We start from the raw sequence: 26,352 nt of genomic DNA, 5'->3' as shown, positions 1-26,352 counted from the left end.
GCCGCGGCGCCGGCCACCGCAGACCCGTCACACGAGAAGTTCCCAACGGACTTCTCACTGCCAGACGCCCTTCTTGCGTGCGGCGTGCCTCACCCGAACGGCTCAGCCCGCCTGACACAGTGGAGAAGTGCCCGTGCTGCAACGCGATGCGACTCGCGAGGTGACCACTGTGCGCCCGCCGGAGTTCTCGCGCTCCGAACACATGCGGGTGCTCATCGCGGCCGCGGTCGGGTCGGTGGTCGTCGGGTACGCGGCGGTGGCGGCACTGCTCGCGCTGATCTCCGCGACGGCCACGTACGCGGCCTTCTCCACGGCGGGCGTGCTCAGCGCGGCCGCACCCGCGTGGCTCGCCGCGCACCACGTGCCGTTGCGCTTCGACGCGGGTCAGCTCGGCGTGCTGCCGCTGCTGCCCACCGCGTTGCTGATGCTGCTCGTCGCCCGCACCGCCGCGGGTGCCGCTGACCGGCTCGGTCTTTACGAACCACTCCAGGCCCGCGGGGTCGTGCTGAGCATCGCCGGCGCGCACGCGGTCGTCGGCGGCACGATCGCGCTGGTCATGGGCGAGGGCGTCGTGCGCGCCACGCCCGCGGTGGCGTTCTTCGGCTGTGCCGCCGTGTCCGGTATCGCCGCCACGTTCGGCGTCGCCCGCCGCTGCGGCCTGGTCGAGATCGTCTTCGACAAGCTCGACCCGGTGGCGCTGCACGGTCTGCGCTCCGGATTCATGGCACTGTTCGCGCTGATCAGCGTGGGTGCGGTGGCGGTGGGTGCCGGGCTCGCGATCTCGTGGCCGACGACCAGCGGGCTCTTCGCGAGCGCGGGTCCGTCGATCGGTGTCGGCCTGGGCGTGTTCCTGCTGTGCCTCGGCTATCTCCCGAACGCGATCATCGCGGGCTTCTCGTACGTCGCGGGTGCCGGGTTCTCGCTGGGCGGGGTCGAGATCTCGCCGATGCGGTTCGTCGGTGGTGACGTGCCGCCGGTGCCGTTGCTGGCCGCGATGCCCGAGTCCGGGCACGTGTGGAGCCCGGTCGTGCTGATCGTCCCGGCGCTGATCGGCGCGTTCGTCGGCTGGACCTGCCGCAAGGTGTCGGACCGGCCGTCGTCGCGGTACCGCGCGGTGCTGGTGGCCGCGATCACCGCGGCCGTGGGCTGCCTGGTGCTCGCCGCGACCGCCGGTGGCCGGCTGGCGTCCGGCGCGTTCGACCCCGTGACGGTGCCCGCCGGCCTGCTCGCCCTGATGGTGGCGGTGTGGGTGCTGGTGCCGGGCGTCCTGGTCGCGTGGCTCGCCGGGTCCCGCACGAAGGCCGTGGTGGACGGCGACGCCGAGTTCGTCGAGCCGGACTTCGTGGAAGAAGAGGTCGTCGACCCGGACGTCGTGTTCGAGGACGACGAGCTCACCGACCAGTTCGAGCAGCTCGAAGTGGTGGACGAGGACGAGTTCCAGGTCGAGGAAGACCTCGAGGACGACGACTACTACGACGAAGACGAGTACGACGACGAGTACGAGGAAGACGAGCCCGAGGACGTCGTCGAAGAAGACCTTCCTGACGAGGAGGACGAGCCCGCCGACGAGCCTGAGGAAGAGCCCGTCGGCGAAGAGGAAGACGTTGCGGACGAAGAGGAAGACTTCGACGCGGAGTTCGACCAGATGCTCGGTATGGAGCCCGAGGAGGACCTGGACGGCAAGCCGGAACGGTGACGGCCTAAACTGCCCCTGAGCTGCTACAACACGCCACGCCCAGGAGTAGACGCTGAGCACCGAACTTCGGCTTCCCACACCGGCGCGCGTCGTCGTACTCGTCTCCGGTTCCGGAACCCTCATGCAGGCGTTGCTGGACGCCGACCTCCCGATCGAGGTGGTCGCGGTCGGCGCCGACCGCGAGAACATCGAGGGCCTCAAGCGCGCCGAACGGGCCGGGGTGCCGCACTTCGCCGTGAAGCTGCGCGACCACGCCGACCGGGCCGCCTGGGACGTCGCGCTGACCGAGGCCGTCGCGTCGTACGCACCGGACCTCGTGGTGTCCGCCGGTTTCATGAAGATCATCGGCCCGGCGTTCCTGGCGCGCTTCGGCGGCCGGATGATCAACACCCACCCCGCGCTGCTGCCCGCTTTCGCCGGCGCACACGGCGTGCGGGACGCCCTGGACTACGGCGTGCTCGTCACCGGATCGACCGTGCACCTGGTCGACGCGGGCGTGGACACCGGGCCGATCCTCGCGCAGGAGGCCGTGGTCGTCGAACCCGGCGACACCGAAGAGACCCTGCACGAACGCATCAAGGTCGTCGAACGCCGGCTGCTCGTCGAGACGGTCGGCCGGCTGGCCCGTGAGGGCTGCACCGTGAACGGACGAAAGGTGAGCATGCCGTGACCACTCCTGGGACCGCTTCTGCCGAGAGGCGACCGGTACGCCGGGCCCTGATCGGGGTCTCCGACAAGGCCGGCCTGCTGGAACTGGCCACCGGCCTGCACGCGGCCGGAGTCGAGATCGTGTCCACCGGCGGCACCGCGAAGGTGCTGGCCGACGCGGGCGTCCCGGTGACGCCGGTCGAGCAGGTCACCGGGTTCCCCGAGTGCCTCGACGGCCGGGTGAAGACGCTGCACCCGCGCGTGCACGCCGGGCTTTTGGCTGACCTGCGCAAGGAGTCGCACGTCCAGCAGCTGCGCGAGATGGACATCGCGCCGTTCGACCTGCTGGTCGTGAACCTGTACCCGTTCACGCAGACGGTCGCGTCGGGTGCTTCCCCGGACGACTGCGTCGAGCAAATCGACATCGGTGGCCCCGCGATGGTCCGCGCGTCGGCGAAGAACCACGCGAACGTCGCCGTCGTCGTCGACCCGGCGCGTTACGACTGGGTGCTGTCGAACGTTCGTGACGGCGGCTTCACCCTGGCGGACCGGCAGCACCTGGCCGCGGACGCGTTCCGGCACACCGCGACCTACGACGTCGCGGTGGCGTCCTGGATCGGGAACGTCCTCGCGCCGGACGACGAGGGCAGCGGCTTCCCCGGCTGGGTAGGCGCGACCTGGAACCGGTCGAACGTGCTGCGCTACGGCGAGAACCCGCACCAGCACGCCGCCATCTACACGCAGGGCGACGGCCGCACGGGCCTGGCGTCGGCGAAGCAGTTGCACGGCAAGGAGATGTCGTACAACAACTACCTCGACGGCGATGCCGCCTGGCGGGCCGCGTGGGACCACGAGCTGCCGTGCGTCGCGATCATCAAGCACGCCAACCCGTGCGGCATCGCGGTGTCGGAGGTCAGCATCGCGGACGCGCACCGCAAGGCGCACGAGTGCGACCCGGTCAGCGCGTTCGGCGGCATCATCGCGGCCAACCGCGAGGTCACCGTGGAGATGGCCGAGTTCGTCTCGGAGATCTTCACCGAGGTCATCATCGCTCCGTCCTATGCGGACGGTGCGGTGGAGGTGTTGCAGCGCAAGAAGAACGTGCGCATCCTGGTGGCCGAGGCGCCTGCTCGCGGTGGTGCGGAGATGCGTCCGGTGTCCGGTGGCCTGCTGTTGCAGCAGCGCGATGCGATCGACGCCCCCGGTGACGCGCCGTCCGGCTGGACGCTGGCGTGCGGCAAGCCCGCGGACGAGAAGACGCTGGCGGACCTGGAGTTCGCGTGGCGCGCCATCCGCGCCGTGAAGTCGAACGCGATCCTGCTGGCGGACAACGGCGCCACCGTCGGCGTCGGCATGGGCCAGGTCAACCGGGTCGACTCGTCGCACCTCGCGGTGAAGCGCGCGGGTGAGCGTGCCAAGGGTGCCGTCGCGGCGTCCGACGCGTTCTTCCCGTTCCCGGACGGCCTGGAGGTGCTGCTGGAGGCCGGTGTGCGCGCGGTCGTGCAGCCCGGTGGTTCGGTGCGCGACCCCGAGGTGATCGCCAAGGCCGAGGAGCACGGCGTGACCCTGTACCTGACGGGCACTCGCCACTTCGCTCACTGATGTTGCCGGGGGCCGCCTCTTTCGTCGAGGCGGCCCCCGTTCTCAGATCTTCGCGACCATCTCTTCGGCCAGACCCTTCGCGGCGGCCTCGAACTCCACGACATCCGGCTTCTTGTTGCTGAAGATTCCCGCGTCCCAGCCGGTGTAGTCGACCTGGACAGTGGTGTCGCCCTTGCGCACCAGGATCCAGATGTCCGTGAGCGCGGAGTTGCCCTCCACCAGCACCGCCGTGGCCTGGTCACCGAGCCCGTCGAGCGGTTTCTGCTGAGGCACGCCCGCGGCCTTCATGTGCTGCGCCACCATCTCGTCCATGCTCGCCTCGCTCGCGGTCTGGACGTACACGTCGACGCCGCGGTAGCCGCTGCCGTCGACGCCCTTGGTCTGGTGCCACGAGCAGATCGTGCGCTTGCCCTTGTCGGACGGCATGTCCATCTCGTGCGAGCCGAGCCCGTTCGGGTTCGTCGTGCGCGCCTTGGCCAGCGCTGCCTCGGAGATGTTGCCGCACAACGCAGGCAGCTGGTCGGCGCGCTTGGGCTCGCCGCCGTCGGAGTTGACGTTGAGGTAGGTCACGAGCCCGGCGACCAGGCCGCCGATGACGACCAGGCCGACGACGACCGCGATGATCAGCGGTGCCTTGCTCTTCTTCGGCGGCTGCCGCGGGTAAGGCTGCCAGCCTTGTTGCGGCGGCTGTTGAAAGCCTGGCTGTTGCCAGCCGTGCTGCTGTGGTTGCTGCGGCCAGGTCACAACTTGCCCAGGATGTCGTTCATGGCGGCAGTCGCTGTCGCCCGGAGTTCGTCCATGTCGGGTTTGCCCAGGCTGAACAGACCGGGATCCGAGCCCGAGTACTCGACCAGCACGGCGTGGTCGCCCTTGCTCACCATGAGCGCGTACTCGGCGGTGGACTCGCTCGGCCGGCCCCGTTCGTACGCCTTGGCCTCGTCACCCAGGCCGCTGACCGCGCCGATCTCCTTGGTGGTGCTGTCGGACAGCATCATTTCGCCCATGGACTTGAACTTGCCGTCGCCCTGCCAGATCTTGACCCACAGCCCCCGGTAGCCGGGGCCGTCGCGCCCTTCGGTCTGCTGCCAGTGGCAGTTGGTGGTCTCGTCGTCCGGCTGGCTCGACATCGATCCGTCCGGGTTCGTGGTGCGGGCCTTGGCGAGCGTCTCGGCGGAGACGCTGCCGCACTTCCCGGGCAACGCGTCGCTTCGCTGCGGGTAGCCGTGGTCCTTGCGGGCGTTGAAGAAGAAGAACGCGCCGGTGCCGAGTCCGCCGAGCAGCACGACCACGGTGACGATCACGATCGCGATGACCGGGCCCTTGCCCTTCTGCTGCTGGGGCGGGTACCCCGGCGGCGGGTAACCGCCCTGCTGAGGTGGTTGGGGCCAGTCCTGCTGCTGCGGTTGCTGGTGCCATCCCTGTGGCGGTTGGTTCACAACTTCTCCAGTACTTCCTCGGCCACGAGTGTCGACATGGCCTGCCTCTTGGTCTGGCTCCAAGCACACGTGGTCATTCCCCGGTGACTGAACGCACCGTAGAGGACCTCGTTGGTGCGTGTAGGCCGGTCCGCCGAAAGGGTGAGCCAGAGCTTGGTCTGCACGACGAGATCCCTTCGCGGCAGGCGTCCGCTTGTCCTCCGAAAGAGTGACGCTCCGGCATTGACACAGGGGTGCGCTCGCGCGCTACGATCATCCCGTTCGTTCGAACAGGAGTTCGAATAAGCAAGTCGCCGAACTTCCCTCGGCGGCCGTGCACAGGGGTGCGCACGGTCCGAGCAGGGAGGTGGGTGGAGTGTCCAGGTCGGCAACGGCGTCGCTGGCTGCGTTCGGGGTGAACCGGGCCAGCGAGCTGACCAGCACCACCACCGACCACACCACGGGGCGGGTGCTGCCGGTTCGCGGGGAACTGGCAGGCCTGCTGCCGTGGGGCGGCTTGCGGCGAGGCAGCACGGTGTCGGTGGGCGGATCGACATCGTTGCTGCTCGCCCTGCTCGCGGGTGCGACCGCGGACGGCTGCTGGGCCGCCGTGGTCGGCCTGCCGCAGGTGGGCGTGCTGGCCGCGGCCGAGCTCGGGGTCTCGGTGCAGCGGCTGGCACTCGTCCCGCGTCCCGGAGCTGATCCCGGCCCTGTCATCGCAGCCCTGCTGGACGGCATCGACCTGGTCGCCGTCGCCTGCCCACTGCCTCCCTCGCTGGCGAGGCGTCTCACCGCGAGAGCACGCCAACGCCGTGCCGTCCTGATCGTTTTCGGGTCCTGGCCCTCGGCCGACGTGGAGCTGACCGCGGATTCCGTGCGCTGGAATCCGCTCGACGACGGCGCGGAGACGTTGCGGCGTCAGGAGATCAGCGTGCGCAGCGGTGGCCGCGGCTCGGCGGGCAAGCCCAAGCAGGTGCTGCTGACGTTCGGTGAAGAAGAAATCGAGCTCCCGCTGGTGGCCGGTGAGCCGACCAGGTCCGACGAGCCGGCTGATGCCGGTCCGGACGAGGTCGACGAGCTGGCCGCCAAGCGGGCTACAACCCGGGGTCGTCCTGCGTGAAGGACACCCGTCTCCTCGCGATCTGGTGCCCCGACTGGCCCGTCGTCGCCGCCTGCACCGCCACCGGCACCGGCCAGCACGTGCCGGTGGCCGTTCTCGACGGCAACGAGATCGTCTCCACCTCGGCCGTCGCGCGTGCCGAGGGCATCCGCAGGGCCATGCGCAAACGCCTGGCCGAGTCGATGTGCCCGGAGCTCGTCACGTTCGAGCACGATCCGCAGCGCGACGCCAGGTTCTTCGAGCCGGTCGCCGAGGCCGTCGAGGAGCTCGCGCCCGGCATCGAGGTCGTGCAACCGGGACTGGTCGCGGTGCCGGCCCAGGGCCCGGTCAACTACTTCTCCTCCGCCGAGCAGGCAGCCGAACGCATCGTCGACCACATCGCGACCCGGACCGGCGCGGAAGCCCAGGTGGGCGTGGCCGACAGCCTGTTCGCGGCCACGAAAGCCGCGCACCGCAACGTGATCGTCCCGCCGGGCCAGACGGCGGAGTTCCTCCGGCCGTTGGGCGTGCACGAGCTCGACGCCCCGGAACTGGTGGACCTGCTCAGAAGACTCGGCCTCAAAACCCTCGGCGCGTTCGCGGACGTGCCGGAGAACGCGGTGGCGTCCCGGTTCGGCGGCCCGGCGACGCGTCAGCACCGCCTGGCCCGCGGCCTGCCGGAACGCCCGCTCGACAAGCGCAAACCCGCGCCGGAGCTGGCCGTCGCGGAGACTTTCGACGATCCGGTCGAGCGCATCGACGCGGCCGCGTTCGCCGCGAAGATCCTCTCCGAACGCCTGCACGAGAACCTCGCGAACCGCGGTCTCGCCTGCACCAGGCTCGGCATCCACGCCCGCACCGAGAACGACGAGGAGCTGCACCGGGTGTGGCGGGCCGCGGAACCGTTGACACCACGGGGAATCGCGGATCGCGTGCGCTGGCAGCTCGACGGCTGGCTCACCCGCGAGCGGCTCACGTCCGGCATCAGGACGCTCACGCTCGAACCGGTCGAGGTCGTCAACGGCACGGCGCTGCAGCTCGGTTTGTGGGGCCACGACGACGAACGCGCGGTGCGGGCGTTGTTGCACGTCCAGGGTCTGCTCGGCCCGGACGGTGTGCTCACGCCGGTGCTCGACGGCGGCCGCGGCCCGAAGGAGCGGGTCAGGCTCGTGCCGTGGGGTGATGAACGGGTGCCGGCGCAGAACCCGGACCACCCGTGGCCCGGCCGCCTGACCAGAGCTCCGGCGACTCTCGCCGACGACCCGGCCGTCCTGAAGGACGCGGCCGGCAACGAGGTCGGCGTGACCGGCCGTCTCGAACTCACCGCGCAACCGAAAAGCCTTGCCGTGAGAGGAAGAACGCAGGAGGTGACCGCGTGGGCCGGACCGTGGCCGGTCGACGAGCGGTGGTGGGCGCCGGACTCGCACCGGGCGGCGCGCATCCAGGTGCAGACGCCGGACCAGGCGTTCCTGCTGATCCGCAGGGACCAGAGGTGGTTTCTGGAAGGGGTGTACGACTGATGCAGGACGAGTACTGGGATCTGCTGGAGATCTTGATCCCGTTGCCGCGCAAGGCACCCGATGGGCTGGAATAACCCACCGGTCCGCTGGAAGGAGCTGGAACGCGCTCTTTCCGGCAAACCCGTCGAGCAGAAACCCGACGGCGGCGACGGTCCCGGCTGGTCACGCCACCGCGACCGGTACACCGCGCCGCCGGGTTTCGAGCTGCGCGTGGACGAGCTCGCGGTCACCCGCAAGCGCGTGCCGTACGCGGAGCTGCACTGCCACAGCAACTTCAGCTGGCTCGACGGCGCGAGCCACCCCGAGGAGCTGGTCGAGGAGGCGCAACGGCTCAAGCTCGACGCCATCGCGATCACCGACCACGACGGCATGTACGGCGTGGTCCGGTTCGCCGAGGCCGCCAAGGAGCTCGGCATGCACACGGTGTTCGGTGCCGAGCTGAGCGTCGGGCTCTCGAAGCCCGCCAACGGTGAACCGGATCCCGAAGGTGATCACCTGCTTCTCCTTGCGCGCCAACAGGAGGGTTACCACCGGTTGTGCCGCACGCTCACGACCGGCCACCTCCGAAAGGACGCGGAGAAGGGCAAACCGGTCTACGACATCGACCAGATCGTCGCGGACACCCGTGGTGAGGTCGTGGTGCTGACGGGCTGCCGCAAGGGAACCGTTCGCAGGGCTTTGACCAGGGAGGGCCCGGCGGCGGCGTACCAGGAGATCGTCCGGCTCACCGACCTGTTCGGCACAGGACGTGTCCACGTCGAGCTGACCGACCACGGCCTGCCCGAGGACAGCAAGCGCAACGACCTCCTGTTCGCGATGGCGCAGGACCTCAAACTTCCGGTCGTGGCAACGAATGCCGTGCACTACGCCACCCCGAGCCGAGGCCGGTTGGCCGCTGCGATGGCTGCCGTGCGGGCCAGGAGCAGCCTCGACGACATGGCCGGCTGGCTGCCGCCGTCACCCGCCGCGTTCCTGCGCAGCGGCGAGGAGATGTTCCACCGGTTCCGCCGTTACCCCGGTGCCGTGCACAACGCCGCGTTGCTCGGCATGCAGCTGGCGTTCGACCTCAGACTCGTCGCGCCGCAGCTGCCGCCGTTCGACGTGCCGCAGGACCACACCGAGAGCAGCTGGTTGCGCAAGCTCACCTACGAGGGCGCGCGGCGGCGGTACGGCGACGACAACGAGAAGGCGTTCCTGCAGATCGAGCACGAGCTGAAGATCATCGAACAGCTCGGCTTCCCGGGGTATTTCCTGGTGGTGCAGGACATCGTGAACTTCTGCAAGCGCAAGGACATCCTCTGCCAGGGCCGGGGCTCCGCGGCGAACTCCGCGGTGTGCTTCGCGCTCGGCATCACCAACGTGGACGCGGTCAGCTTCGACCTGCTCTTCGAACGCTTCCTCGCGCCCGCCCGCGACGGCCCTCCCGACATCGACGTCGACATCGAGTCCGACCGGCGCGAGGAGGTCATCCAGTACGTCTACGAGAAGTACGGCCGCCGGCACGCGGCCCAGGTCGCGAACGTCATCACCTACCGCGCGCGGTCCGCCGTGCGCGACATGGCCCGCGCTCTCGGCCACTCGCCGGGACAGCAGGACGCGTGGAGCAAGCAGATAGACAGGTGGGGCCCGCTCACGACGACCACCGACGACTGCGACATCCCGCGCGACGTGCTGGAGCTGTCCGCGCAGCTGGAGAACTTCCCGCGGCACCTGGGCATTCACTCCGGCGGCATGGTGATCTGCCACCGCCCGGTCAGCGAGGTGTGCCCGGTGGAGAAGGCGCGCATGCCCAACCGCACGGTGCTGCAGTGGGACAAGGACGACTGCGCCTCGATCGGGCTGGTGAAGTTCGACCTGCTGGGCCTCGGCATGCTCTCGGCCCTGCACTACGCGATCGACCTGGTGCGCGAGCACGAGGGCGTCGAGGTGGACATGGGAAAGGTGCCGCTGAATGATCAACGCGTCTACGAGATGCTGCAGAAAGCCGACTCCGTAGGCGTTTTCCAGGTGGAGAGCCGCGCGCAGATGGCGACGCTGCCGCGCTTGAAGCCGCGCGAGTTCTACGACCTCGTCGTCGAGGTGGCGTTGATCCGGCCGGGTCCGATCCAGGGCGGCTCGGTGCACCCGTACATCCGGCGCCGCAACAAGGTCGAGAAGTGGGACTACGACCATCCGTTGCTGGAGAACGCGCTCAAGAAGACCTACGGCGTGCCGTTGTTCCAGGAACAGCTCATGCAGATCGCGGTCGACGTGGCCGGCTTCACCGCCGCCGAGGCCGACGAACTGCGCCGGGCCATGGGCGCCAAGCGTTCGACGGCTCGCATGGAACGCCTGCGTGATCGCTTCTACGAGGGCTGCGCTGCTCAGGGCATCGACGAGGAGCTGGCCGGCCGCATCTACGCGAAGCTGCTGGCGTTCGCGAACTTCGGCTTCCCCGAAAGTCATGCGTTGTCGTTCGCGCACCTGGTGTTCGTGAGTGCGTGGTTCAAGCTCTACTACCCGGCGGCGTTCTGCGCGGCCCTGCTCCGCGCCCAGCCGATGGGCTTCTACTCGCCGCAGTCCCTGGTGATCGACGCCCGCCGCCACGGCGTGGTGGTGCACGGCCCGTGCGTGAACCGGTCACTGCCTCACGCGGGCCTGGAGCTGTTCGAGGGCAAGAACGCCGTCCGCATCGGCTTGGAGGCGGTGCGCGGGATCGGTTCGTCGGATGCTGCGCGAATCGTTGAGGCGCAACCGTTCCGCGACATGGAGGACTTCGGCTCGCGTGTGCAGCTGACCACAGCGCAGGTGGAAGCTCTGGCCACGGCCGGTGCCTTCGCGTGCTTCGGGCTGGAACGCCGGGAAGCGCTGTGGGCAGCCGGTGCGGTGGCCGCCATCCGCCCGGATCGCCTGCCCGGCACCACGGTCGGGGTGGACGCACCGTCGTTGCCCGGCATGGACGAGGTCGAGCTGGCGGTGGCGGACGTCTGGGCCACGGGTCTGTCGCCGGACAGCTTCCCGACCCAGTTCGTCCGGTCCCAGCTGGACACCATGGGCGCGCTGCCCACCGCCGCACTGTCCTCCGTGGAGCCCGGCACCCGCGTGCTCATCGGCGGCGCGGTCACCCACCGCCAACGCCCGGCGACCGCGGGAGGCGTCACGTTCCTCAACATCGAGGACGAGACGGGCATGGTGAACGTCGTGTGCTCGCCGGGCTTGTGGGCGCGGTACCGGCGGGTGGCGCGCAGCAGCGGGGCGATGCTCGTGCGAGGCGTGGTGGAGTCGGCGGAGGGCGTGGTCAGCGTGATGGCGGACCGGTTGCAGCACCTGGACCTGCGGATTCCGTCGAAGTCCCGCGACTTCCGCTGACTTCAGCGGCGAAGATCAGGGACGAGCCCGGCGACACCTTCACTGCCGCTGCGGCATCCGTCGGCTGCCGCTATGTTGAACAAGGAGTGATCGAACGCGCACTGGGGGTGACATGCCGCTTGAGGACCTTGAGCTGGCTGAGCTCCACGTTCCCGACGATCCGCGAACGCGCGCGCATCTCGCTGAGCTCACGCGTCTCGACGGCCGGGAGCTGGAGCCCGCCGAGACCTACGAGGCACGCGATCCGAGCGGATTCGTCATCGTCACCGTGAACAAGAACCGGAAGGTGACGAACGTCCGCGTTCGGGCGCGTTGGTTCGAACATCTCAGGCCAGAGCATTTTCCGGCCGCGCTCTACAACACCTACGTGACCGCGGTTCAGCGCGCGTTCGCCGTGGAGTTCGCGCACCGGCCGCCGGAGCAGCCGAGTGCACCCCCTCCCGCCGCCTTCGCGGATCCGGTCCGCCTCTCACCGCAGGAGTGGCAGGCCAGGACGACGGCTCGGATCAACGCGATGGCCGACCAGTACGACGCCATCCGTCGCCGGCAGCACCAGCAGAAGCCGTTGGAGGTCACGGACATCCGCAGTCCGCTCGGCTACCTCACTCTGCAGGTGCGGGCAGGGGGACCGGTCGCGATTCACGGCGACCCCCAGGCGCTGGACAACCCGTCGGACACGGTGCTGTCCGAGGAGGCCCTGCAGCTGTTCGTCAGGGCGGGCCTCGGGATCGACCCCGGCGAACGGCCTCCTGCCCGGCCGCACGGCCGTGGCGGCAGCGACGAGGACGACGACGCGTACTTCTCGGACTTCAACGTGTTGAGGGGGAGGGACCAGGATGGGCAACGATGACTTCAGGGTCGTCACCCAGAAGATCCGCGACGAGGCCAAGATCTGGCAGCGGCGAGTGGACGACACCGCACCGATCGTGTCGGCGGTGCAACGCACGTGGCTCGCGCCCACGGCGTTCTTCGTGGGCGACCTCGTGACTCTGGGCGTGGGGATGATCAACGCCGATGCGGAAGCCCGCCAGTACAACGAGTTTCGCGAGTACATCGAGAAGCTGCTGCAGGGCGCGGCCGTCGAGTTCGGGCAGATCGACGCGACGCTGCGCAAGATCGCGGACGAGTACGACCGGACCGAGAGCGTCAACAAGCTCGATCTCGACAAGACGTACCACGTGTAGGAGTTGACCAGCCGCATGACCACCCCAGCCAGGGAAGAAGACCTGAGGACGTGCTTCGACGGCCTCGAGGACAAGGCTCGTGGCTGCGCAGACAGCTTCAACAAGGCCGTGCACCACATCAACGACTGGCGGTACCTTCTCGGTCCGGCGATGATCGTCATCCGTCCCGCGCTCGAGAAGCTCCGCGAATACATGGACAAGGTGTTCAAGCTGATCAGGACGGCTGTGGAACACCAGATCCCGGTGCTCGCACTGATCAAGCAGTCCTTCAACTGGCTCAGCGAGGTGCAGCAGCCGGTGAACAACCTCGTCCACGCCAAGACCCACCTGGCCTACGAGTGGGAGGGCGCGGCCAGTACCGCCTACCAGGACAAGGTCTCCGTGCAGAACGACGCGATCACCGCGGTCGGGACCAAGGCCGACATGGTCAGCAAGTGGCTCATGGACATCGCCAGGTACAACGTCGAGTACATGGTCAACCTCGCCCAGCTGGCGACTGACTTCCTGGGTGCGTTCGTCGGAGCCGCTGTCGAGGCGGCGACCGTCGTCGAGATCCCCTTCGCCGTGGACGCGCTCGCCGGCGCCATCGGGGACCTGGTCGGCAAGTACCTGGGGACCCTGGTGGCCATCGCCAACCGGTTCATGGAGGCGCTCGGCAAGGTGCGGGATCTCCTGAGCCAGATGTCCGATCCCAAGTTCAACAAGGGAACCTGGCCGCAGGCAGTGACCGGATGAGGGCACGCCCGATCGGCGTCACCATCGCCGCGATGACGCTGGCCGGCGGCTGCACCGTCACTCCCGTTCCCACCGCCACCTACAGCAGCGCACCGACGCCGACCACCATCCCCGCCCCAGGCCCGGTCAAGTACGCCTTCGCGACCTTCAAGACCTGTCCGGAGATCCAGCGCAAGGTTCCAGGCCTGCCGCCCCCGCTTGCCTCCGAGCCGCTTCGGGGCGACGACCGGTTCTCGCTGACGTGCACGTTCACGACGTCGGAGAACGACGACATTCCGATGATCACCCTGGATGTCGAGCTGTACGAGAACCAGCGCGACTTGTCTGGTGCGGAACGTGCCAAGTCGGGGTTCAACGCCACTCCGGTGGGGGAGAAGACGGACCCGAGTGTGCACCTGGGGTCCGAGGCCCGGTGGATGGATCCTGGTGTCGGGCCCAGTTGCCGGCTGAACGTCCTCGACGAGAACGCAGTGGTGATGACGAGGTACAACAACGCCGGCAAGAAGCTGGACCCGCGCAGTGAGGAGTGCCGCGGGCTTGCCCGCGACGTGACGAGGCAGCTCTACGACGCGATCCAGCCGTAGCGGCTGGTGGCGGAGGATGCAGGATTCGAACCTGCGCGGCGCTCGCGCGCCGACCACTGTTTTCGAGACAGCTGCCTTACCGGGCTCGGCCAATCCTCCTCAGGACGCGGAGGGCGCGCGGGTCGAACGCGCGCCGGGCGTGATGCCCGGACCACGGAGTAGCAATCCGGTGCCTTTCCACTCGGCCAGCCCTCCCCGTCCTGCGTGGCTCCCCAGGGAGTCGAACCCTGACAGCCGGGTCTTCACCCCGGTGCTCTACCAGTTGAGCCAAAGAGCCTTGCGCGCTCCAGAAGAGCGCCTTGCAAAGTCGGATGCCCGCGAGTCGAACGCGGTATGTCCTCATCCCAAATGAGGCGGGTTAGCCGTCTCCCTCGCACCCGGAAGTACCCCTGCCAGGAGTCGAACCTGAATCTCGGCGTTCGTAGCGCCGCACTCTCTCCATTGAGCTACAAGGGCGAAATTGAAATCGCGAAATAAAGAGAGCCGCCCTGCTCGGTCTCCCGAGGGGCGGCTCCCTGTGTGTGACGTCTACGCCACTACAAGGAGCTCACCTGCGAAAACGGTCGCGATGACGGTCGCGCGAAGCTGACGCTGCTAAAGCGTCGGCGCTGCGGCTGGCTCGTCATGGCGGTTCCCCTTCGGTTCGGTGTGGGCCAAGTATTGCGGGCGGACCCGCCGGGCGTCAATCATTTATCGGGAACGTTCGTAAGTCATGAACGAAACCCCGCTCTCGAACAGCTGCGCGTTGGTCCGCGCGAACGTGGTGATGTCGGCTTTTCCGTCGAACAACGGGATCCCGCGCCCGAACACCACCGGGTGGATCTTCAACAACAACGTGTCGATCAACGGCAGCAGCTCGGCGGCCAGCTTGCCGCCGCCGCACAGCCAGATGTCGAGGCCGTCCTCTTCCTTCAGCTCACGCACGCGGCCGACGACGTCCTGGCGGATCACCGCGACGTCTGGCGGGGTGTCGATCAACGATGACGACACGACGAACTGCCGCAGGTGCGCGTAGGGCGACGGGAGGCCGCCCGGCACCTGGTAGGTGTTGCGGCCCATCAGCACCGTGTCGAAATTCGGGTTCGGCACGTCCTCCCACTCCGCCGCCTTGCGGTACTCGGTGGGCAGCGTGTCCGGGTACTCGGCGTTGATGCCGGCCATGTGGTCGCCTTCGAAGATGAACCCGTCGAAGGTCCCGTCCTCGGCCGCGATGAACCCGTCCAGCGTCACTGCCACGTAGTAGACGAGCTTTCGCATGCAAATCCCCCTTGATCTCGCTTCAACCACGACAACTGTAGTACTATGGCTGTAGTGGTTGTCAAGGAGGATTCGTGGTCAAGAACGAAGCAAGGCGAACGGCACTGCTGGACGCGGCGATAGACGTCCTGGCGGAGGAGGGTGCGCGAGGCCTGACCTACCGCGCGATCGACGCCAAGGCGGGAGTGCCCGCGGGTACGGCGTCCAACTACTTCGCCAACCGCGACGACCTCATGTCGGAGGTGGCGATCAGGGTCAACCAGCGGCTCATGCCGTCCGACGAGTCGATCGCGGAGTCGCTCGCCATGCCGCGCGACCGAAAACTCACGCTCAAGTTCATGCACGACATCGTCAAGCGCGCGGACGCCGACAAGGCCTGCTACCTGGCGATGATGGAGCTGCGGCTGGAGGCCACGAGAAGGCCCGACCTGCGGACCGCGCTCACGAAGACGGTCGCCGACAACCTCGAGTTCAACATCTCGTTCAACGAGGACTCGAAGCTGCCCGGCGACCGGATGACCGTCATCTCGCTGTACTTCGCGATGACCGGGTTGATCTACGAACGGCTGACGCTGCCCGGCATCGTCGAGCCGTTGGACCTCGACCACCTGATCGAGGTCCTGGTCGACCGCGCTATCGGCTGAGAGGTCCGCCCGTGATCGTCAGCGACACGGCGATCACCACGATGCCCAAGGTGGAGTAGAGAAAAGCGTCCATGCCACGCCCGCGGATCTTGATCAGACCGGCCTGCTCGTCGGTCACCAGGATCCGCAGCACGGCCGCCACCAGCAGCGACACGCCGAGCAGCACCGCGCCCTGCCGCCAGTGGTACTGGAAGATCCGCACCAGCCCGAGCACACCGACCCCGAGCACCAGCGCGAACGGCAGGTGCTTCCCGGGGCCCGAGCGCCAGCGCTGTTCCGGCATGAGCGCTTCCGCGTCAGACCGTCGCATGGGCGCGCTCGGCGGCTTCGACGGTGTTGGTCAGCAGCATCGCGACGGTCATCGGGCCGGCGCCACCGGGGATCGGGGCGAGCCAGCCGGCCACCTCGCGGACCTCGGGGGCCACGTCGCCGACGAGGCCGGCCTCGGTGCGGGTGATGCCGACGTCGACCACGGCCGCGCCCGGCTTGACCATGTCCGCGGTGATCAGGCCAGGGCTGCCGGCACCGGCGATCACGATGTCCGCGCGGCGCACCTCCGCGGCCAGGTCCTTGGTGCCGGTGTGGCACAGCGTCACGGTGGCGTTCTCGGAACGGCGGGTCAGCAGCAGGCCGATCGGGCGGCCGACGGTGACGCCGCGGCCGACGACGGTGACGTTCGCGCCCGCGATCGGCACGTCGTAGCGGCGCAGCAGCTCCACGATGCCGCGCGGGGTCGCGGGCAGCGCGGCCTGTTCGCCGAGCACCAGCTTGCCGAGGTTGACCGGGTGCAGGCCGTCGCCGTCCTTGGCCGGGTCGATGCGCTCCAGGATCGCGTTCGCGTTGAGGTGCTTGGGCAGCGGCAGCTGGACGATGTACGCGGTGACCTCGGGGTTCGCGTTCAGCTCGTCGATGACGGCTTCCAGCTCCTGCTGAGTGATCGACTCGGGCAGGTCGCGCCGGATCGACTTGATGCCGACCTTCTCGCACGCCTTGTGCTTGCCCTTGACGTACGAGTGCGAGCCGGGGTCGTCGCCGACCAGCACGGTGGCCAGGCCCACGGAGCCGGGCAGCGCGGCTACCCGCGCCTTCAGGTCCTCGAACAGCGCGTTCCGGGTTTCGTTGCCGTTGAGCAGCGTCGCAGTCACGTCTTCATCCTCCCACTGGGCAGCGCGGCGACGCCCACCGACACCAGCGTCAGCACCACGCCGACGACCGTCGGCAACGCCAGGTGCCCGCTCAGCCCGTCCAGCAGCACAGCCCCGATGAGCTGCCCGCACACGCCGCACAGCCCGAGCATCAACACGCCGATGTACCGCACCGACACGATCGCGCCGCCCACGCCGACGATGCCGAGCAAGCCGCCGAGGTAGAGCCACCACTGAGTCGGGAACGAGGCCGCCCCGCGGGCCGCCACCAGGTTCACGAGCAGCAACGCGACGGTTCCGGTGGTGAAGTTCACCAAGATCGTCGCCACCGCGTGCCCGGCCGCGTCGCGCACCAGCCCGTTCACCGCCTGCTGCCAGCCGATCAGCAACCCGGCGAGCAACGGCAGCACCGCGAGCCACAACGTGTCCGGCGACGTGAACTGAGCCGACACCGCGACCACCACCGCGACGACACCGACCGCCGCGCCGAGCCCTCGCGTCACCGTCAACGGCTTCGGCTCACCCGGCCCGATGCCGCGCCGGTCCACGACCAGGCTGCTCACCACCTGCCCGACGACCACCGCGACCGTGAACACCGCCACCCCGATCGTCGCGATCGCGATGCCCTGCGACGCCACCAGGAACGCGCCCGCGAGCCCGCCGACGCACTCCCACCACCGGATCCGCCGCTGCGCCAGCGCGTCCCGCAGCCGGCGCAGCCCGTCCCGGCCGGACTGTCGCGACAGGACCGCCACCACCAGCAGCACCCACCCGCTGCCAAATGAGATGAGTGCGGCGAGGAAACCGTTCTGCAACGACTCGGCGAGCGACCCGTTGACCCGTCCCTGGACCGCGAGCGCCATTCCGCCGATCGTGGCCAGCACACCGCCGGTCACCTGCGCGGACCGGGACAACGGCTCCTCCAGCGGGGACGGACGTGTTCTTGATCAGCTTTAACCCGGTGGGTGCACCGCGTTATGGTCGGGCCTCCACCGTTCGGCGCAGCGGCGGGGGACGTGTGCGATCCGGCGATTTGCAGGGGAAGATGTTGGCGTGTCCGAGCCGAAGCCGTTGAACCCTACCGAGCAGGACGCTCTGGTTAAGCAGATCGGCCTGACTCTAATGCGGGCCGCTCCAGAGGACTGGCGCAGTGTGATCGCGCAGTACCGAGCCACCGGCCGGTACTTCGAGCTGGAAGCCGAGATGCGGCTGCAGGACGGCTCCTCGCACTCCTGGGCGCCGCCGCAGGACGTCGCGTCCCTGTTCGCCCGGTTGCGGGCGGGCATGCACCGCGAGGGCAGGGGCAGCTGGACGAACGCCCGCTACCAGCTCGACCACCCGTCGAGCTACAACCTCGACTTCGACCGAGCCGAACCGAGCTGGCAGACGCCTCCTCCGCAGCAGGCGTACTTCGACGAGGTGCGGTTCTTCCCGCGTGCCGACGAGAACCTGCCGGACTGGCTGCGCCGCAGGCTGAACCCGCCGACGCCGGTGTTCCGCACGGTCCGGGTGTTCGACGGGGCCGGGCCGAACGGTCGTCCGTCGGTCAACCGCCCGCCGGTGCCGGAGCCCGAGGTCGCGCCGCTGCTCACCTACCTGTCGAACGCCCCGGTCGCCGTGGCCGGGCGTGGCTTCGACGCGGACGTGCTGGCACCGGACGCGCCGCAGGTCGTGCCGTCCGGGTTCCAGACCGACGGCGTGTGGATCTGGCCCGCGGGAGTCTCCTACTACCTGCGCAAGTACGGCGTGCCGCCGGAACCCGAGCTGGTCGAACGGGCGCGTGCCGCCGGTTTCAGCCTGCCCGAGGTGTCCGAGGAGTCGAGGCTCGCCGCCGCCGCGAACCTCGGCGCGCCCGCCGCGCCTCCCGGGACCCAGCTGCTCGAACCGGAGCCGGCGCCCGAGCCCGAACCCGAACCTCAGGCCGACGCCACGCAGTTCGTGCAGGCGCCGAAGTTCGAGGCCGAGCAGGAGCCGGAGGAGTACGACTTCGAGCCGATGTACCCCGAGCCGCAGGCGGCCGAGGTCACGACCGAGCAGCCGCAGGTCGTGGCCGATCCGGAGCCCCTGCCCGAGTCCGACGACATCGGCGCGACGGTCGCCGTGCCCGTGCCGCTGCCGACCGCGGACGGGCCGCCCTACCGGGTGGTCTTCGACTCCGACGGCGTGCCCGACCTCGACGAGCGGCGCCTGCGCGACACGTACGGCGCGGGCATGGACCTCTTCGCCCCGCACCCGAGCGACGTCGAGGAACCGGAGCCCGTCGTCAAGGCGGTTCCCGACCCCGAGCCGGTCGCCGTGGAACCGGTCGAAACCGATCTCGCCCACGAAGACGAACAAGATGTCGTGGACGCCGTCGACGAACCCGAGATCCCGACCGCCGGTCCGGACGAGCCCGAGCTCCTCACGCACCACCGCGAGGCGGAGCTCACGGACAACATCGAAGCGGAGACCGAGGAACGCCCGCGCGACGCCATGCAGGACACGATGGCGTGGAGCCCGGTCCTCGACGAGCCGCTGGAGAGCCCGGCCGAGGTGACCGAGGAGCACCCGGTCGTCGCGGTCGCCGAGGACGAGCCGGACCTGGCCGAGGACGAGATCGAGTCCACCACCTCGTTCGAACCCCAGGCCTTCGAGCAGTCGTTCGAGCAGCAGCCGTTCGAGTCCCAGCTCGACGCCCACTTCGAACCGGAGCCCGTGGCCGAGGTCTCGCCGCTGCCGCCTGCTGTGGTGCCGGTCGTGCCGGTGCCGGTCCCCGCGCCCGCTCCCGTCGAAGAGACGACCCAGTTCGACGCGGCGCTGTTCAACGAGCCGGAGCCCGAACCGGAACCCGAGCCGGAGCCGGTGAAGCCGCCGCGCACCGTCACGCCGGAGGAAGACCGCGAACTGGCGGGCACCCGCCGCGCGCTCGACGACCTGAACGTGCCGCACGGCGTGTTCCGGATCGGCGAACCGGCCGACCGCACCTGGACGCTGCGCCTCGACGGCGACAGCTGGGAGGTGTGCTGGTTCGACCACGGCCCGAAGAGCCCGGTGCGGTTCGACAAGGTCGAGGACGCGTCGGCGTACCTGGTCGGCAAGCTGGTGCTGGGCAACTTCCGCACGATCCCGCGGGCACCCCAGCCCCCGCCACCACCGCAGCGGCCGATGAGCAACGGTTTCCGCGAGGAGCCGCGCCGCCCGGTTCCGCCGCAGCGCCCGCCGATGCCGCAACCGCAGGCGCAGCAGGCACCTCCGCCCCCGCCGCCGGCTCAGGTCCCGGCACCGGCTCCGGCACCCTCGCCGGTCGCCGCCGCCGTGGCCCAGGAGGAGCCGTCGAAGCGGAAGTTCCCGATCTCGCCGCTCGCGGGCGAGCCGCCGCTGACGTTGTTCCGCCACAAGCAGATGTTCGAGCTGCCGGCGGGCACCGAGGTCGACCGCTACGGCGACCAGAGCGGCAACCTCGTCTACGTGGCGGGCACCCCGTTCCCGGAACGCAGCCTCGTGCCGTCGTGGATCAACCGCCCGTACCGCGTGTACCGGTTGCGCCGCCCGCTCGAGGTGCTGACGGGTGTCGCGGTGCCGTGGTTCGAGCAGCCCGGCGGCGGAACCGCCTACCTGCTGCCGAAGGCGGTCGAGGAGATGGTCGCCGACGGCGTCCTGGTGGAGATCTCAGCTGACAACTAGTCCGTAGGCGGCCGCGAAAGCGATCGCCGTGTCGATGTCGATCAGGGCTCCGGCGAGCTTGGCCTGCCGGAGCCCGTTCGCGTCGATCTTCGCCCCGCGCAGGTCGGCGCCGTCGAGCTTGGCGTCCAGCAGTCGCGCGCCCATCAGGTCCGCCTGGCTCAGGTCGGTGTTGCGCAGATCGGCTTCGCTGAGGTTCGTCTCGCGGAACCGCTGGCCTTGAAGTTTCAGGTCGTACAGCGGTGCCTTCACGAACGAAGCCAGCGTGAAGTCCACCTCGGTGAAGGTGATCGGCCGCAGCACGCAGTCGACGAAGTTCGAGCCCATGAGGCTGCACGAGTTGAACGACGACCGGGTCAGCACCGTGCGGTCGAAGGTGCACTGCCGGAACGCCGTCGCGTGGTGCTTCGACTCACCGAGATCCGTCCGGGTGAAGTCGCACCGGGTGAACGTGCACCCCGTCGTGACGAGCTCGCGGAGATCGGCTTCGGTGAAATCGCAGTCGGTGAAAGACCGCTTCTCCCAGTGCTGACTTGGCATGTTGGCGTCGGAGTAATCTTCGCCAACCTCTTCGACCAGGTTGTCCACTCTCACACTCTGCCATTGGCCACGTGTTGGTAACGTGCGGGTCGCCGGGCGACCTGCCCGACGTCAACGAGGACCGTCATTCGGGAAGGCTCATGACCCGCACGCCCGTGAACGTCACCGTCACCGGTGCAGCCGGCCAGATCGGCTACGCACTTCTCTTCCGCATCGCCTCCGGCCACCTGCTGGGCCCGGACACCCCGGTCAACCTGCGGCTGCTGGAGATCACCCCCGCGCTGAAGGCCGCCGAGGGCACCGCGATGGAGCTCGACGACTGCGCCTTCCCGCTGCTCAAGGGCATCACGATCACCGACGACGCGAAGACCGCGTTCGACGGCGTGAACGTGGCCCTGCTCGTCGGCGCCCGCCCCCGCACCAAGGGCATGGAGCGCGGCGACCTGCTCGAGGCCAACGGCGGCATCTTCAAGCCGCAGGGCGAGGCGATCAACGCCGGCGCCGCTGACGACGTGAAGGTCCTCGTGGTCGGCAACCCGGCCAACACCAACGCCCTCATCGCCCAGCAGCACGCGCCGGACGTCCCGCGCGAGCGCTTCACCGCGATGACGCGCCTGGACCACAACCGCGCCCTGTCGCAGCTCGCCAAGAAGCTGGGCGTCGCGGTCACGGACATCCAGAACATGACGATCTGGGGCAACCACTCGGCCACCCAGTACCCGGACCTGTTCCACGCCAAGGTGGGCGACAAGACCGCCGCCGAGGCCGTGAACGACCAGGCGTGGCTGGAGAACGACTTCATCCCGACCGTCGCCAAGCGCGGTGCGGCGATCATCGAGGCCCGTGGCGCCTCGTCGGCCGCTTCGGCCGCCAACGCCGCCATCGACCACATCTACGACTGGGTCAACGGCACCGAGTGGACCTCGATGGCCATCCCGTCGGACGGTTCGTACGGCGTGCCCGAGGGCATCATCTCGTCGTTCCCGGTCAAGTGCTCGGGCGGTTCGTACGAGATCATCCAGGGCCTGGAGATCGACGAGTTCTCCCGTGGCCGGATCGACGCCTCCGTGGCCGAGCTGGTCGAGGAGCGCGACGCGGTCAAGGGCCTGGGCCTGATCTGAGTTTTCCGTGGCAGTGTGGGGCACGTGCGCATTCCATGGGACGTGCCCCAGCCACAGCTTTCCGATGACGTGCATCCTGCGCTCGCTGACGCCGCCCGTGCGGCGTCGGCGGCGTATGGACGCGCCCGATCTCTGCACACGCGCCTCGAACTCCGCGAAGAAGTGGCGGACGGCGCCGACGGAACACCGACGATGCGCGTCGATCGCATCGTTGAAGACGCGATCCTGGAATCCATCCACCGCAGTCGCGTGAACCTGCTTTCCGAGGAAGCCGGGTTCGTCGACAACGGCTCCTCGATCACCCTCGTCATCGACCCGGTAGACGGGTCCGCGAACGCCGCGTTCGGCGTTCCTCTCTCTTGCTTCGCCGGTGCACTCGTTGAGGACGGCACGGCCAAAGAAGCTCTTACGACGTGGTTCGACACGGGCCGTGCGTGGCATGCGCGCGCAGGAGTGCCGACGTCGTTCCGCACGACCGGGCGCACGTCGTTGGACGGCGCTTCCGTCTGCATGATGCGCCCCAAGACCGGCACGCAGGACGCGTGGCTGCGCATCGCGAACCGCGCCGACCGCATCCGGGTGCTGTGCACGACCTGCCTGGAGACCATGCTGGTCGCGGAGGGCACCGTCGACGCGTTCATCGACCCTGGCAGCGACACGCACCGGATCATGGACCTCGCGACGGCGCTGGTCACCGTGCCCGCCGCGGGTGGCGTGCTGGTCGACCTGAAAGGCCGGCCGTTCACGTTCGAACCCGACCTGACCCACCGGTGGTCAGGGGTGGCGGCAGCGACTCCTCAGCTGGCCGAGGAGTTGATCAAGACCGTCCTGGGTTAGATCTCGCCGCGCGGCTCGACGATGCAGTCGGGTCCGGGGAAGACCAAGCCCTCGTGGCCGTCGTTGAAGCGGACCAGGTACGGCGGCTGGCCGTCGGTCCCGCGCACTTCGAGGATCTCGCCCAGGCGCTCCTCGAGTCCTACGGAGCGGCTGTGGACGTGGAGCCTGTCACCAACGGTTGCTTGCATGATGCTGCGACACCTCCGGTGTGCGGCGTGAGGCATGGCGCGCTGAACGCGTCAAAGCCTAGGCCGACACCGGAGGTGCGCAACAGGGCTCTATTGCTCATCCACCGCAGGCTGAGGAGACCTTCGCGACGAGGTCGGCCTTCTGCTGCACCCAGTCGGCCGCGGAGCCGACGTTCTGCATGCCGTTGGCCGCCTCCGTCAGCGCCTTCTTCACCTGCTCGTCCGGCGAGGAGTTGGCGAGGTTCTCGAGCTCCTTCGCCTTGGCCTGGGTGTCCTCCAGCGCCTTCTGCGGGTCGCTCAGGTCCGGTGAGAAGCCCACCAGCTGGATCGCGTCGGCGCACAGCTTCACCTTGTCCGCGGTGTCGCTGACTCCCTGGATCGTGTCGCAGGCCGTCAGGCTGCCCAACGCGATGACGGCTGCTGCCAGCGTTCCAACTAGGCGCATTCGCTCTCCCTCTTGCCCGATGTGTCCGGTTGCGTTGCTTATGACTCTACCGATCGGCGTCTTGCGAGACCTGGCGTTGGTAGAGCTTGCGGATGACGTCGTCGATTTCCGGCTCCACGACGGCGAGGTCGTGGACCTCCACCTGCCGCACCACCTGGGTGATCAACGCAGCCGCCGTCGTCTCCGCTCTCCTGAACGTGAGGTGGTGCCGCAGCCCTCCCGCCTCGCTGCGCACCGCCGTCACTCCAGGGACGTCCGGTGCGGGCCCGGGTTCCCGGAGGTCGATGACCAGCACGCGTTCCGGGGTGACCTCGGCGCGCAGCTCGTCCAGCGGTCCGTCGGCGAGCACCCTGCCGTGGTCGATCACCATCAGCCGCGGGCAGAGGCGTTCGATGTCGTCCAGATCGTGCGTGGTGAGCAGGAGTGTCGTGCCGCGGCGGGTGTTGATGTCCTGGAGGAACTCCCGGAGGCGTTCCTTGGACTCCAGGTCCAGGCCGATCGTGGGTTCGTCGAGCACCAGCAGTTCGGGCGCGTGCAGGAGAGCGGCGGTGATCTCGCCGCGCATCCGCTGGCCCAGCGAGAGCTGACGCACCGGGGTGACCAGGAACTCCTGCAGGCCAAGGAGTTCGACGCACTCGTCGAGCCTGGTCCGGTAGTCCGGCCGGTTCACCCGGTAGATCGACTTCAGCAGGTCGAAGCTGTCCTTGAGCGGCAGGTCCCACCACAGCTGGCTGCGCTGGCCGAACACGACGCCGATGCGCTTGGCGAGATCGCGGCGCTGCTTCGACGGGTCCACGCCGCCCACCCGGATGTGCCCGCTGGTCGGCACCAGGATCCCGGTCAGCATCTTGATCGTCGTGGACTTGCCGGCCCCGTTCGGCCCGACGTACCCGACGGCTTCACCGGCTTCGACGCCGAAGGTGACGTCGTCGACGGCGGTGACCGTCTTGTAGTTGCGTCGCAGGCCTTTCGACGTGGCGACCTTGAACTCCCTGCGGAGCTCCCTGACCTCGATCATGATCCCGTTCCCCGGTAGTGCCTGACCGCGAACCGCCACACGAGCCCGGCGACTCCTGCCGCCAGTGCCGCGACGAGCGGTGATGTCCAACCGACCCAGCCCGGCAACCCGAGCGGATCCTGCTTCCCGAGCAGCGCGAGGCTCGGGTAGTACGCGACGAACGCACCCGGCACGACGTACGCCATCAGCCAGCGCAGCGGCCGGGAGTAGACGTTGATCGGGTACGACGTGAAGGCGTTGCTGCCGTAGGTCACCGAGTTGGAGAACTCACGGCCGTCGATGATCCAGAAGCACACCGAGCACGCCACGACCCAGACCGAGCTGAAGATGACCGCCGCCGCGATCGGCGCGGCGACGGTCAGCGCGACCTTCGCCGGACTCCACTCGACGGGCACGTGAGCGAGCGCGTAGATCATCACGGCGAGCGCGCCGACGATGCGCCCGACCCGGCGCAACCGGATGTCGGACACCATGATCTGCGGCAACGTGCGGAGCGGCCGCAACAGCAGCACGTCGAAGCTGCCGGTGCGGATGTAGGTCGGCAGGTTGTCGAGCTGCCCGGCGAACAGGTCCGCCACACCGAACCCGGCACCCGCTACGGCGTACATCAGCAGCACTTCGTTCTTCGTGAACCCGCCGAGCGCACTGACCTGGCCGAACAGCACCAGGATGACCACCAGCTCGATCCACTGCGCCAGGATCTGGGTGACGAAGTCCAGCGCGAACGAGGTGCGGTACGCCATCTGGCTGCGCAGCCGCGCGCCGATGAGCCTGGGGTAGACGACGTCAGCCACCCTGGACCACCACCTTGCGCACCGCGCGGTGCAACGCGATGTGGCCCAGCGCGAGGATCACCACGGCCCAGAACGCTTGGTAGAGCAGGAGTTTCCCGGCGTTCCCGTGCCCGAGGAACACGTCGACCGGTGCCTGCAGCAACGCCGGGAACGGCGTCATCCACAGCACCTCCCGAGCCCACTGCGGGAAGAACGCGATGGGCACCGTCAGCCCGCACAGCAGGCCGGAGGTGACGTTCCAGAACCCGAAGAGCCCGCGGTTGTCGAGCAGCCAGAACGCGCTGACCTCGATCAGGAACCGGCAGCCGAAGCAGATGACCAGCGCGACGACCGCGCTGACCAGGAAGAGCGGCCACTGGTAGCCGTGCTCGGGGAACCGGAACGGGAACAGCAGCATGCCGATCAGCATCGGCGGCGCGAGCCTCGCCAGGAACGCGTACCCGCCGCGGCCGAGGTCCTCCGCGAGCAGCGCGGCCTGCAGGTTCCACGGCCGGTACAGATCGACGACGACGTCACCGGATCGCACGCGCTCGGCGAGCTCGTTGTTCCCCCACAAGAGGATGAACCCGAGCAGCCCCTGCCCGATCCAGACGTACGTGTTGGCAGCAGCGACGTCGTACTCCGCGATCTCGCCGTTCGCCGCCTTGAGAGCGGCGATGATGACGGCGACCCGCAGCAGGCCGAAGACCACGTTCGCAGTCATTCCGGCCAGCATCGCTTGTCGGTAGGTCGAGTACCTTCGAAATCCAGCAATGATCAAATCGGCGTGAACACGCACATCGATCCACGTTACCGACCGTCGCAAGTGGATTTTCTAGTTGATCGAGACCTGGGACTCGTGGTCAGGCCCGGGAGGTCGAAGCGTGAGTCGC

26 protein-coding genes and 4 tRNA genes are annotated in these 26,352 nt (G+C 68.7%); 14 read left to right on the top strand and 16 right to left on the bottom strand.

Annotated features, from left to right (window positions below; all coding sequences use genetic code 11):
- The first annotated feature begins 133 nt into the window (after positions 1 to 133).
- From ABZX92_RS16445 to purH, 3 genes are read left to right on the top strand one after another with little or no spacing between them, the layout of a single operon-like run.
- Positions 134 to 1,696, top strand: coding sequence for a DUF6350 family protein (locus ABZX92_RS16445; protein ID WP_355559350.1), 1,563 nt, complete (start codon positions 134 to 136; stop codon positions 1,694 to 1,696).
- 52 nt (positions 1,697 to 1,748) lie between these two features.
- A complete protein-coding gene (gene purN, locus ABZX92_RS16440) occupies positions 1,749 to 2,366 on the top strand; it encodes a phosphoribosylglycinamide formyltransferase (protein WP_355559358.1) in 618 nt (205 codons plus the stop codon).
- Positions 2,363 to 3,946, top strand: a complete 1,584-nt coding sequence (gene purH / locus ABZX92_RS16435; protein ID WP_355559347.1) for a bifunctional phosphoribosylaminoimidazolecarboxamide formyltransferase/IMP cyclohydrolase — start codon at positions 2,363 to 2,365, stop codon at positions 3,944 to 3,946. The genes purN and purH overlap by 4 nt, the downstream gene beginning before the upstream one ends.
- A 42-nt stretch (positions 3,947 to 3,988) precedes the next feature.
- Here the strand turns inward: purH and ABZX92_RS16430 are convergent, their stop codons facing one another.
- Positions 3,989 to 4,690 carry a hypothetical protein gene (locus ABZX92_RS16430; protein ID WP_355559344.1) on the bottom strand — a complete coding sequence of 234 codons (702 nt, stop codon included), beginning with the start codon at positions 4,688 to 4,690 and terminating at the stop codon, positions 3,989 to 3,991.
- Positions 4,687 to 5,382, bottom strand: a complete 696-nt coding sequence (locus ABZX92_RS16425) for a hypothetical protein (RefSeq protein WP_355559341.1) — start codon at positions 5,380 to 5,382, stop codon at positions 4,687 to 4,689. Before ABZX92_RS16425 ends, ABZX92_RS16430 begins: the two co-directional genes overlap by 4 nt.
- Before the next feature lie 355 nt (positions 5,383 to 5,737).
- Between ABZX92_RS16425 and ABZX92_RS16420 the strand changes: the two genes are divergently transcribed.
- The 7 genes from ABZX92_RS16420 (at position 5,738) to ABZX92_RS16390 (ending at position 13,831) form a co-directional block, all read left to right on the top strand.
- Positions 5,738 to 6,481 (top strand): hypothetical protein, encoded by a 744-nt coding sequence (locus tag ABZX92_RS16420; protein ID WP_355559338.1) that lies wholly within the window; start codon positions 5,738 to 5,740, stop codon positions 6,479 to 6,481.
- Positions 6,478 to 7,980 (top strand): DNA polymerase Y family protein, encoded by a 1,503-nt coding sequence (locus ABZX92_RS16415; protein WP_355559336.1) that lies wholly within the window; start codon positions 6,478 to 6,480, stop codon positions 7,978 to 7,980. Before ABZX92_RS16420 ends, ABZX92_RS16415 begins: the two co-directional genes overlap by 4 nt.
- Before the next feature lie 60 nt (positions 7,981 to 8,040).
- Positions 8,041 to 11,328, top strand: coding sequence for an error-prone DNA polymerase (locus ABZX92_RS16410; protein WP_355559333.1), 3,288 nt, complete (start codon positions 8,041 to 8,043; stop codon positions 11,326 to 11,328).
- Between the two features lie 112 nt (positions 11,329 to 11,440).
- Positions 11,441 to 12,178, top strand: coding sequence for a hypothetical protein (locus ABZX92_RS16405; protein WP_355559330.1), 738 nt, complete (start codon positions 11,441 to 11,443; stop codon positions 12,176 to 12,178).
- Positions 12,165 to 12,512: a hypothetical protein gene (locus ABZX92_RS16400; protein ID WP_355559327.1), complete on the top strand. Its 348-nt coding sequence runs from the start codon at positions 12,165 to 12,167 to the stop codon at positions 12,510 to 12,512. The genes ABZX92_RS16405 and ABZX92_RS16400 overlap by 14 nt, the downstream gene beginning before the upstream one ends.
- Before the next feature lie 15 nt (positions 12,513 to 12,527).
- Positions 12,528 to 13,247 carry a hypothetical protein gene (locus ABZX92_RS16395; RefSeq protein ID WP_355559324.1) on the top strand — a complete coding sequence of 240 codons (720 nt, stop codon included), beginning with the start codon at positions 12,528 to 12,530 and terminating at the stop codon, positions 13,245 to 13,247.
- Positions 13,244 to 13,831, top strand: coding sequence for a hypothetical protein (locus ABZX92_RS16390; RefSeq protein ID WP_355559322.1), 588 nt, complete (start codon positions 13,244 to 13,246; stop codon positions 13,829 to 13,831). Before ABZX92_RS16395 ends, ABZX92_RS16390 begins: the two co-directional genes overlap by 4 nt.
- A gap of 7 nt (positions 13,832 to 13,838) precedes the next feature.
- On the opposite strand, the gene ABZX92_RS16385 is transcribed toward ABZX92_RS16390, so the two are convergent.
- The 5 genes from ABZX92_RS16385 to ABZX92_RS16365 all read right to left on the bottom strand — a co-directional run bounded on the left by ABZX92_RS16385 (position 13,839) and on the right by ABZX92_RS16365 (position 15,088).
- Positions 13,839 to 13,930: transfer RNA gene (locus ABZX92_RS16385), tRNA-Ser, on the bottom strand.
- An 8-nt stretch (positions 13,931 to 13,938) separates the two neighbouring features.
- A tRNA-Ser gene (locus ABZX92_RS16380) sits at positions 13,939 to 14,026 on the bottom strand.
- Between the two features lie 10 nt (positions 14,027 to 14,036).
- A tRNA-Phe gene (locus ABZX92_RS16375) sits at positions 14,037 to 14,108 on the bottom strand.
- Between the two features lie 107 nt (positions 14,109 to 14,215).
- Positions 14,216 to 14,287: transfer RNA gene (locus ABZX92_RS16370), tRNA-Arg, on the bottom strand.
- 234 nt (positions 14,288 to 14,521) lie between these two features.
- Positions 14,522 to 15,088, bottom strand: coding sequence for a dihydrofolate reductase family protein (locus tag ABZX92_RS16365; protein WP_355559319.1), 567 nt, complete (start codon positions 15,086 to 15,088; stop codon positions 14,522 to 14,524).
- 74 nt (positions 15,089 to 15,162) lie between these two features.
- On the opposite strand from ABZX92_RS16365, the gene ABZX92_RS16360 reads away from it, so the two are divergent.
- The gene (locus ABZX92_RS16360) at positions 15,163 to 15,732 is read left to right on the top strand and encodes a TetR family transcriptional regulator (RefSeq protein ID WP_355559317.1); all 570 of its coding nucleotides are present in this window, start codon (positions 15,163 to 15,165) and stop codon (positions 15,730 to 15,732) included.
- Here ABZX92_RS16360 and ABZX92_RS16355 read toward each other — a convergent pair.
- Genes ABZX92_RS16355 through ABZX92_RS16345 form a run of 3 tightly spaced genes read right to left on the bottom strand, consistent with a single transcriptional unit; the run spans position 15,722 to position 17,791 of the window.
- Positions 15,722 to 16,015 carry a DUF3017 domain-containing protein gene (locus ABZX92_RS16355; RefSeq protein ID WP_355559355.1) on the bottom strand — a complete coding sequence of 98 codons (294 nt, stop codon included), beginning with the start codon at positions 16,013 to 16,015 and terminating at the stop codon, positions 15,722 to 15,724. The genes ABZX92_RS16360 and ABZX92_RS16355 overlap by 11 nt on opposite strands.
- Positions 16,016 to 16,028: 13 nt before the next feature.
- Positions 16,029 to 16,877 (bottom strand): bifunctional methylenetetrahydrofolate dehydrogenase/methenyltetrahydrofolate cyclohydrolase, encoded by an 849-nt coding sequence (locus ABZX92_RS16350; RefSeq protein ID WP_355559314.1) that lies wholly within the window; start codon positions 16,875 to 16,877, stop codon positions 16,029 to 16,031.
- Positions 16,874 to 17,791 carry a DMT family transporter gene (locus ABZX92_RS16345; RefSeq protein WP_355559312.1) on the bottom strand — a complete coding sequence of 306 codons (918 nt, stop codon included), beginning with the start codon at positions 17,789 to 17,791 and terminating at the stop codon, positions 16,874 to 16,876. The genes ABZX92_RS16350 and ABZX92_RS16345 overlap by 4 nt, the downstream gene beginning before the upstream one ends.
- Before the next feature lie 208 nt (positions 17,792 to 17,999).
- Between ABZX92_RS16345 and ABZX92_RS16340 the strand changes: the two genes are divergently transcribed.
- Positions 18,000 to 20,540: a glycohydrolase toxin TNT-related protein gene (locus tag ABZX92_RS16340; protein WP_355559309.1), complete on the top strand. Its 2,541-nt coding sequence runs from the start codon at positions 18,000 to 18,002 to the stop codon at positions 20,538 to 20,540.
- Here the strand turns inward: ABZX92_RS16340 and ABZX92_RS16335 are convergent.
- Positions 20,526 to 21,116 carry a pentapeptide repeat-containing protein gene (locus tag ABZX92_RS16335; protein WP_355559352.1) on the bottom strand — a complete coding sequence of 197 codons (591 nt, stop codon included), beginning with the start codon at positions 21,114 to 21,116 and terminating at the stop codon, positions 20,526 to 20,528. The two genes, ABZX92_RS16340 and ABZX92_RS16335, sit on opposite strands and share 15 nt — an antisense overlap.
- Before the next feature lie 101 nt (positions 21,117 to 21,217).
- Between ABZX92_RS16335 and ABZX92_RS16330 the strand changes: the two genes are divergently transcribed.
- Complete coding sequence (locus ABZX92_RS16330) at positions 21,218 to 22,198, top strand: malate dehydrogenase (RefSeq protein WP_045313228.1); 981 nt, start codon at positions 21,218 to 21,220, stop codon at positions 22,196 to 22,198.
- 24 nt (positions 22,199 to 22,222) lie between these two features.
- Positions 22,223 to 23,035, top strand: coding sequence for an inositol monophosphatase family protein (locus tag ABZX92_RS16325; RefSeq protein ID WP_355559305.1), 813 nt, complete (start codon positions 22,223 to 22,225; stop codon positions 23,033 to 23,035).
- Here the strand turns inward: ABZX92_RS16325 and ABZX92_RS16320 are convergent.
- The 5 genes from ABZX92_RS16320 to ABZX92_RS16300 all read right to left on the bottom strand — a co-directional run bounded on the left by ABZX92_RS16320 (position 23,032) and on the right by ABZX92_RS16300 (position 26,183).
- Positions 23,032 to 23,223, bottom strand: coding sequence for a DUF1918 domain-containing protein (locus tag ABZX92_RS16320; protein WP_030470815.1), 192 nt, complete (start codon positions 23,221 to 23,223; stop codon positions 23,032 to 23,034). The two genes, ABZX92_RS16325 and ABZX92_RS16320, sit on opposite strands and share 4 nt — an antisense overlap.
- 97 nt (positions 23,224 to 23,320) lie before the next feature.
- Entirely contained in the window at positions 23,321 to 23,668 is a 348-nt protein-coding gene (locus ABZX92_RS16315) for a hypothetical protein (RefSeq protein WP_355559302.1), read from the bottom strand.
- Between the two features lie 46 nt (positions 23,669 to 23,714).
- A complete protein-coding gene (locus tag ABZX92_RS16310) occupies positions 23,715 to 24,686 on the bottom strand; it encodes an ATP-binding cassette domain-containing protein (RefSeq protein ID WP_355559299.1) in 972 nt (323 codons plus the stop codon).
- Positions 24,683 to 25,480 (bottom strand): ABC-2 family transporter protein, encoded by a 798-nt coding sequence (locus tag ABZX92_RS16305; RefSeq protein WP_355559296.1) that lies wholly within the window; start codon positions 25,478 to 25,480, stop codon positions 24,683 to 24,685. The genes ABZX92_RS16310 and ABZX92_RS16305 overlap by 4 nt, the downstream gene beginning before the upstream one ends.
- The gene (locus ABZX92_RS16300; RefSeq protein WP_355559294.1) at positions 25,473 to 26,183 is read right to left on the bottom strand and encodes an ABC-2 family transporter protein; all 711 of its coding nucleotides are present in this window, start codon (positions 26,181 to 26,183) and stop codon (positions 25,473 to 25,475) included. Before ABZX92_RS16300 ends, ABZX92_RS16305 begins: the two co-directional genes overlap by 8 nt.
- Positions 26,184 to 26,352 lie beyond the last annotated feature (169 nt).

This window comes from Lentzea sp. NPDC006480 (assembly GCF_040611995.1).
Classification (GTDB): domain Bacteria; phylum Actinomycetota; class Actinomycetes; order Mycobacteriales; family Pseudonocardiaceae; genus Lentzea.
This window is presented reverse-complemented; position numbering and strand designations above follow the sequence as displayed.

Bases quoted from the DNA above. Each gene is read 5' to 3' on its own strand.
- ABZX92_RS16410 (WP_355559333.1), top strand. From the start codon at position 8,041: ATGGGCTGGAATAACCCACCGGTCCGCTGGAAGGAGCTGGAACGCGCT.
- ABZX92_RS16405 (WP_355559330.1), top strand. From the start codon at position 11,441: ATGCCGCTTGAGGACCTTGAGCTGGCTGAGCTCCACGTTCCCGACGAT.
- ABZX92_RS16400 (WP_355559327.1), top strand. From the start codon at position 12,165: ATGGGCAACGATGACTTCAGGGTCGTCACCCAGAAGATCCGCGACGAG.
- ABZX92_RS16395 (WP_355559324.1), top strand. From the start codon at position 12,528: ATGACCACCCCAGCCAGGGAAGAAGACCTGAGGACGTGCTTCGACGGC.
- ABZX92_RS16390 (WP_355559322.1), top strand. From the start codon at position 13,244: ATGAGGGCACGCCCGATCGGCGTCACCATCGCCGCGATGACGCTGGCC.
- ABZX92_RS16365 (WP_355559319.1), bottom strand. From the start codon at position 15,088: ATGCGAAAGCTCGTCTACTACGTGGCAGTGACGCTGGACGGGTTCATC.
- ABZX92_RS16355 (WP_355559355.1), bottom strand. From the start codon at position 16,015: ATGCCGGAACAGCGCTGGCGCTCGGGCCCCGGGAAGCACCTGCCGTTC.
- ABZX92_RS16340 (WP_355559309.1), top strand. From the start codon at position 18,000: ATGCGGGCCGCTCCAGAGGACTGGCGCAGTGTGATCGCGCAGTACCGA.
- ABZX92_RS16330 (WP_045313228.1), top strand. From the start codon at position 21,218: ATGACCCGCACGCCCGTGAACGTCACCGTCACCGGTGCAGCCGGCCAG.
- ABZX92_RS16320 (WP_030470815.1), bottom strand. From the start codon at position 23,223: ATGCAAGCAACCGTTGGTGACAGGCTCCACGTCCACAGCCGCTCCGTA.
- ABZX92_RS16315 (WP_355559302.1), bottom strand. From the start codon at position 23,668: ATGCGCCTAGTTGGAACGCTGGCAGCAGCCGTCATCGCGTTGGGCAGC.
- ABZX92_RS16310 (WP_355559299.1), bottom strand. From the start codon at position 24,686: ATGATCGAGGTCAGGGAGCTCCGCAGGGAGTTCAAGGTCGCCACGTCG.
- ABZX92_RS16300 (WP_355559294.1), bottom strand. From the start codon at position 26,183: ATGACTGCGAACGTGGTCTTCGGCCTGCTGCGGGTCGCCGTCATCATC.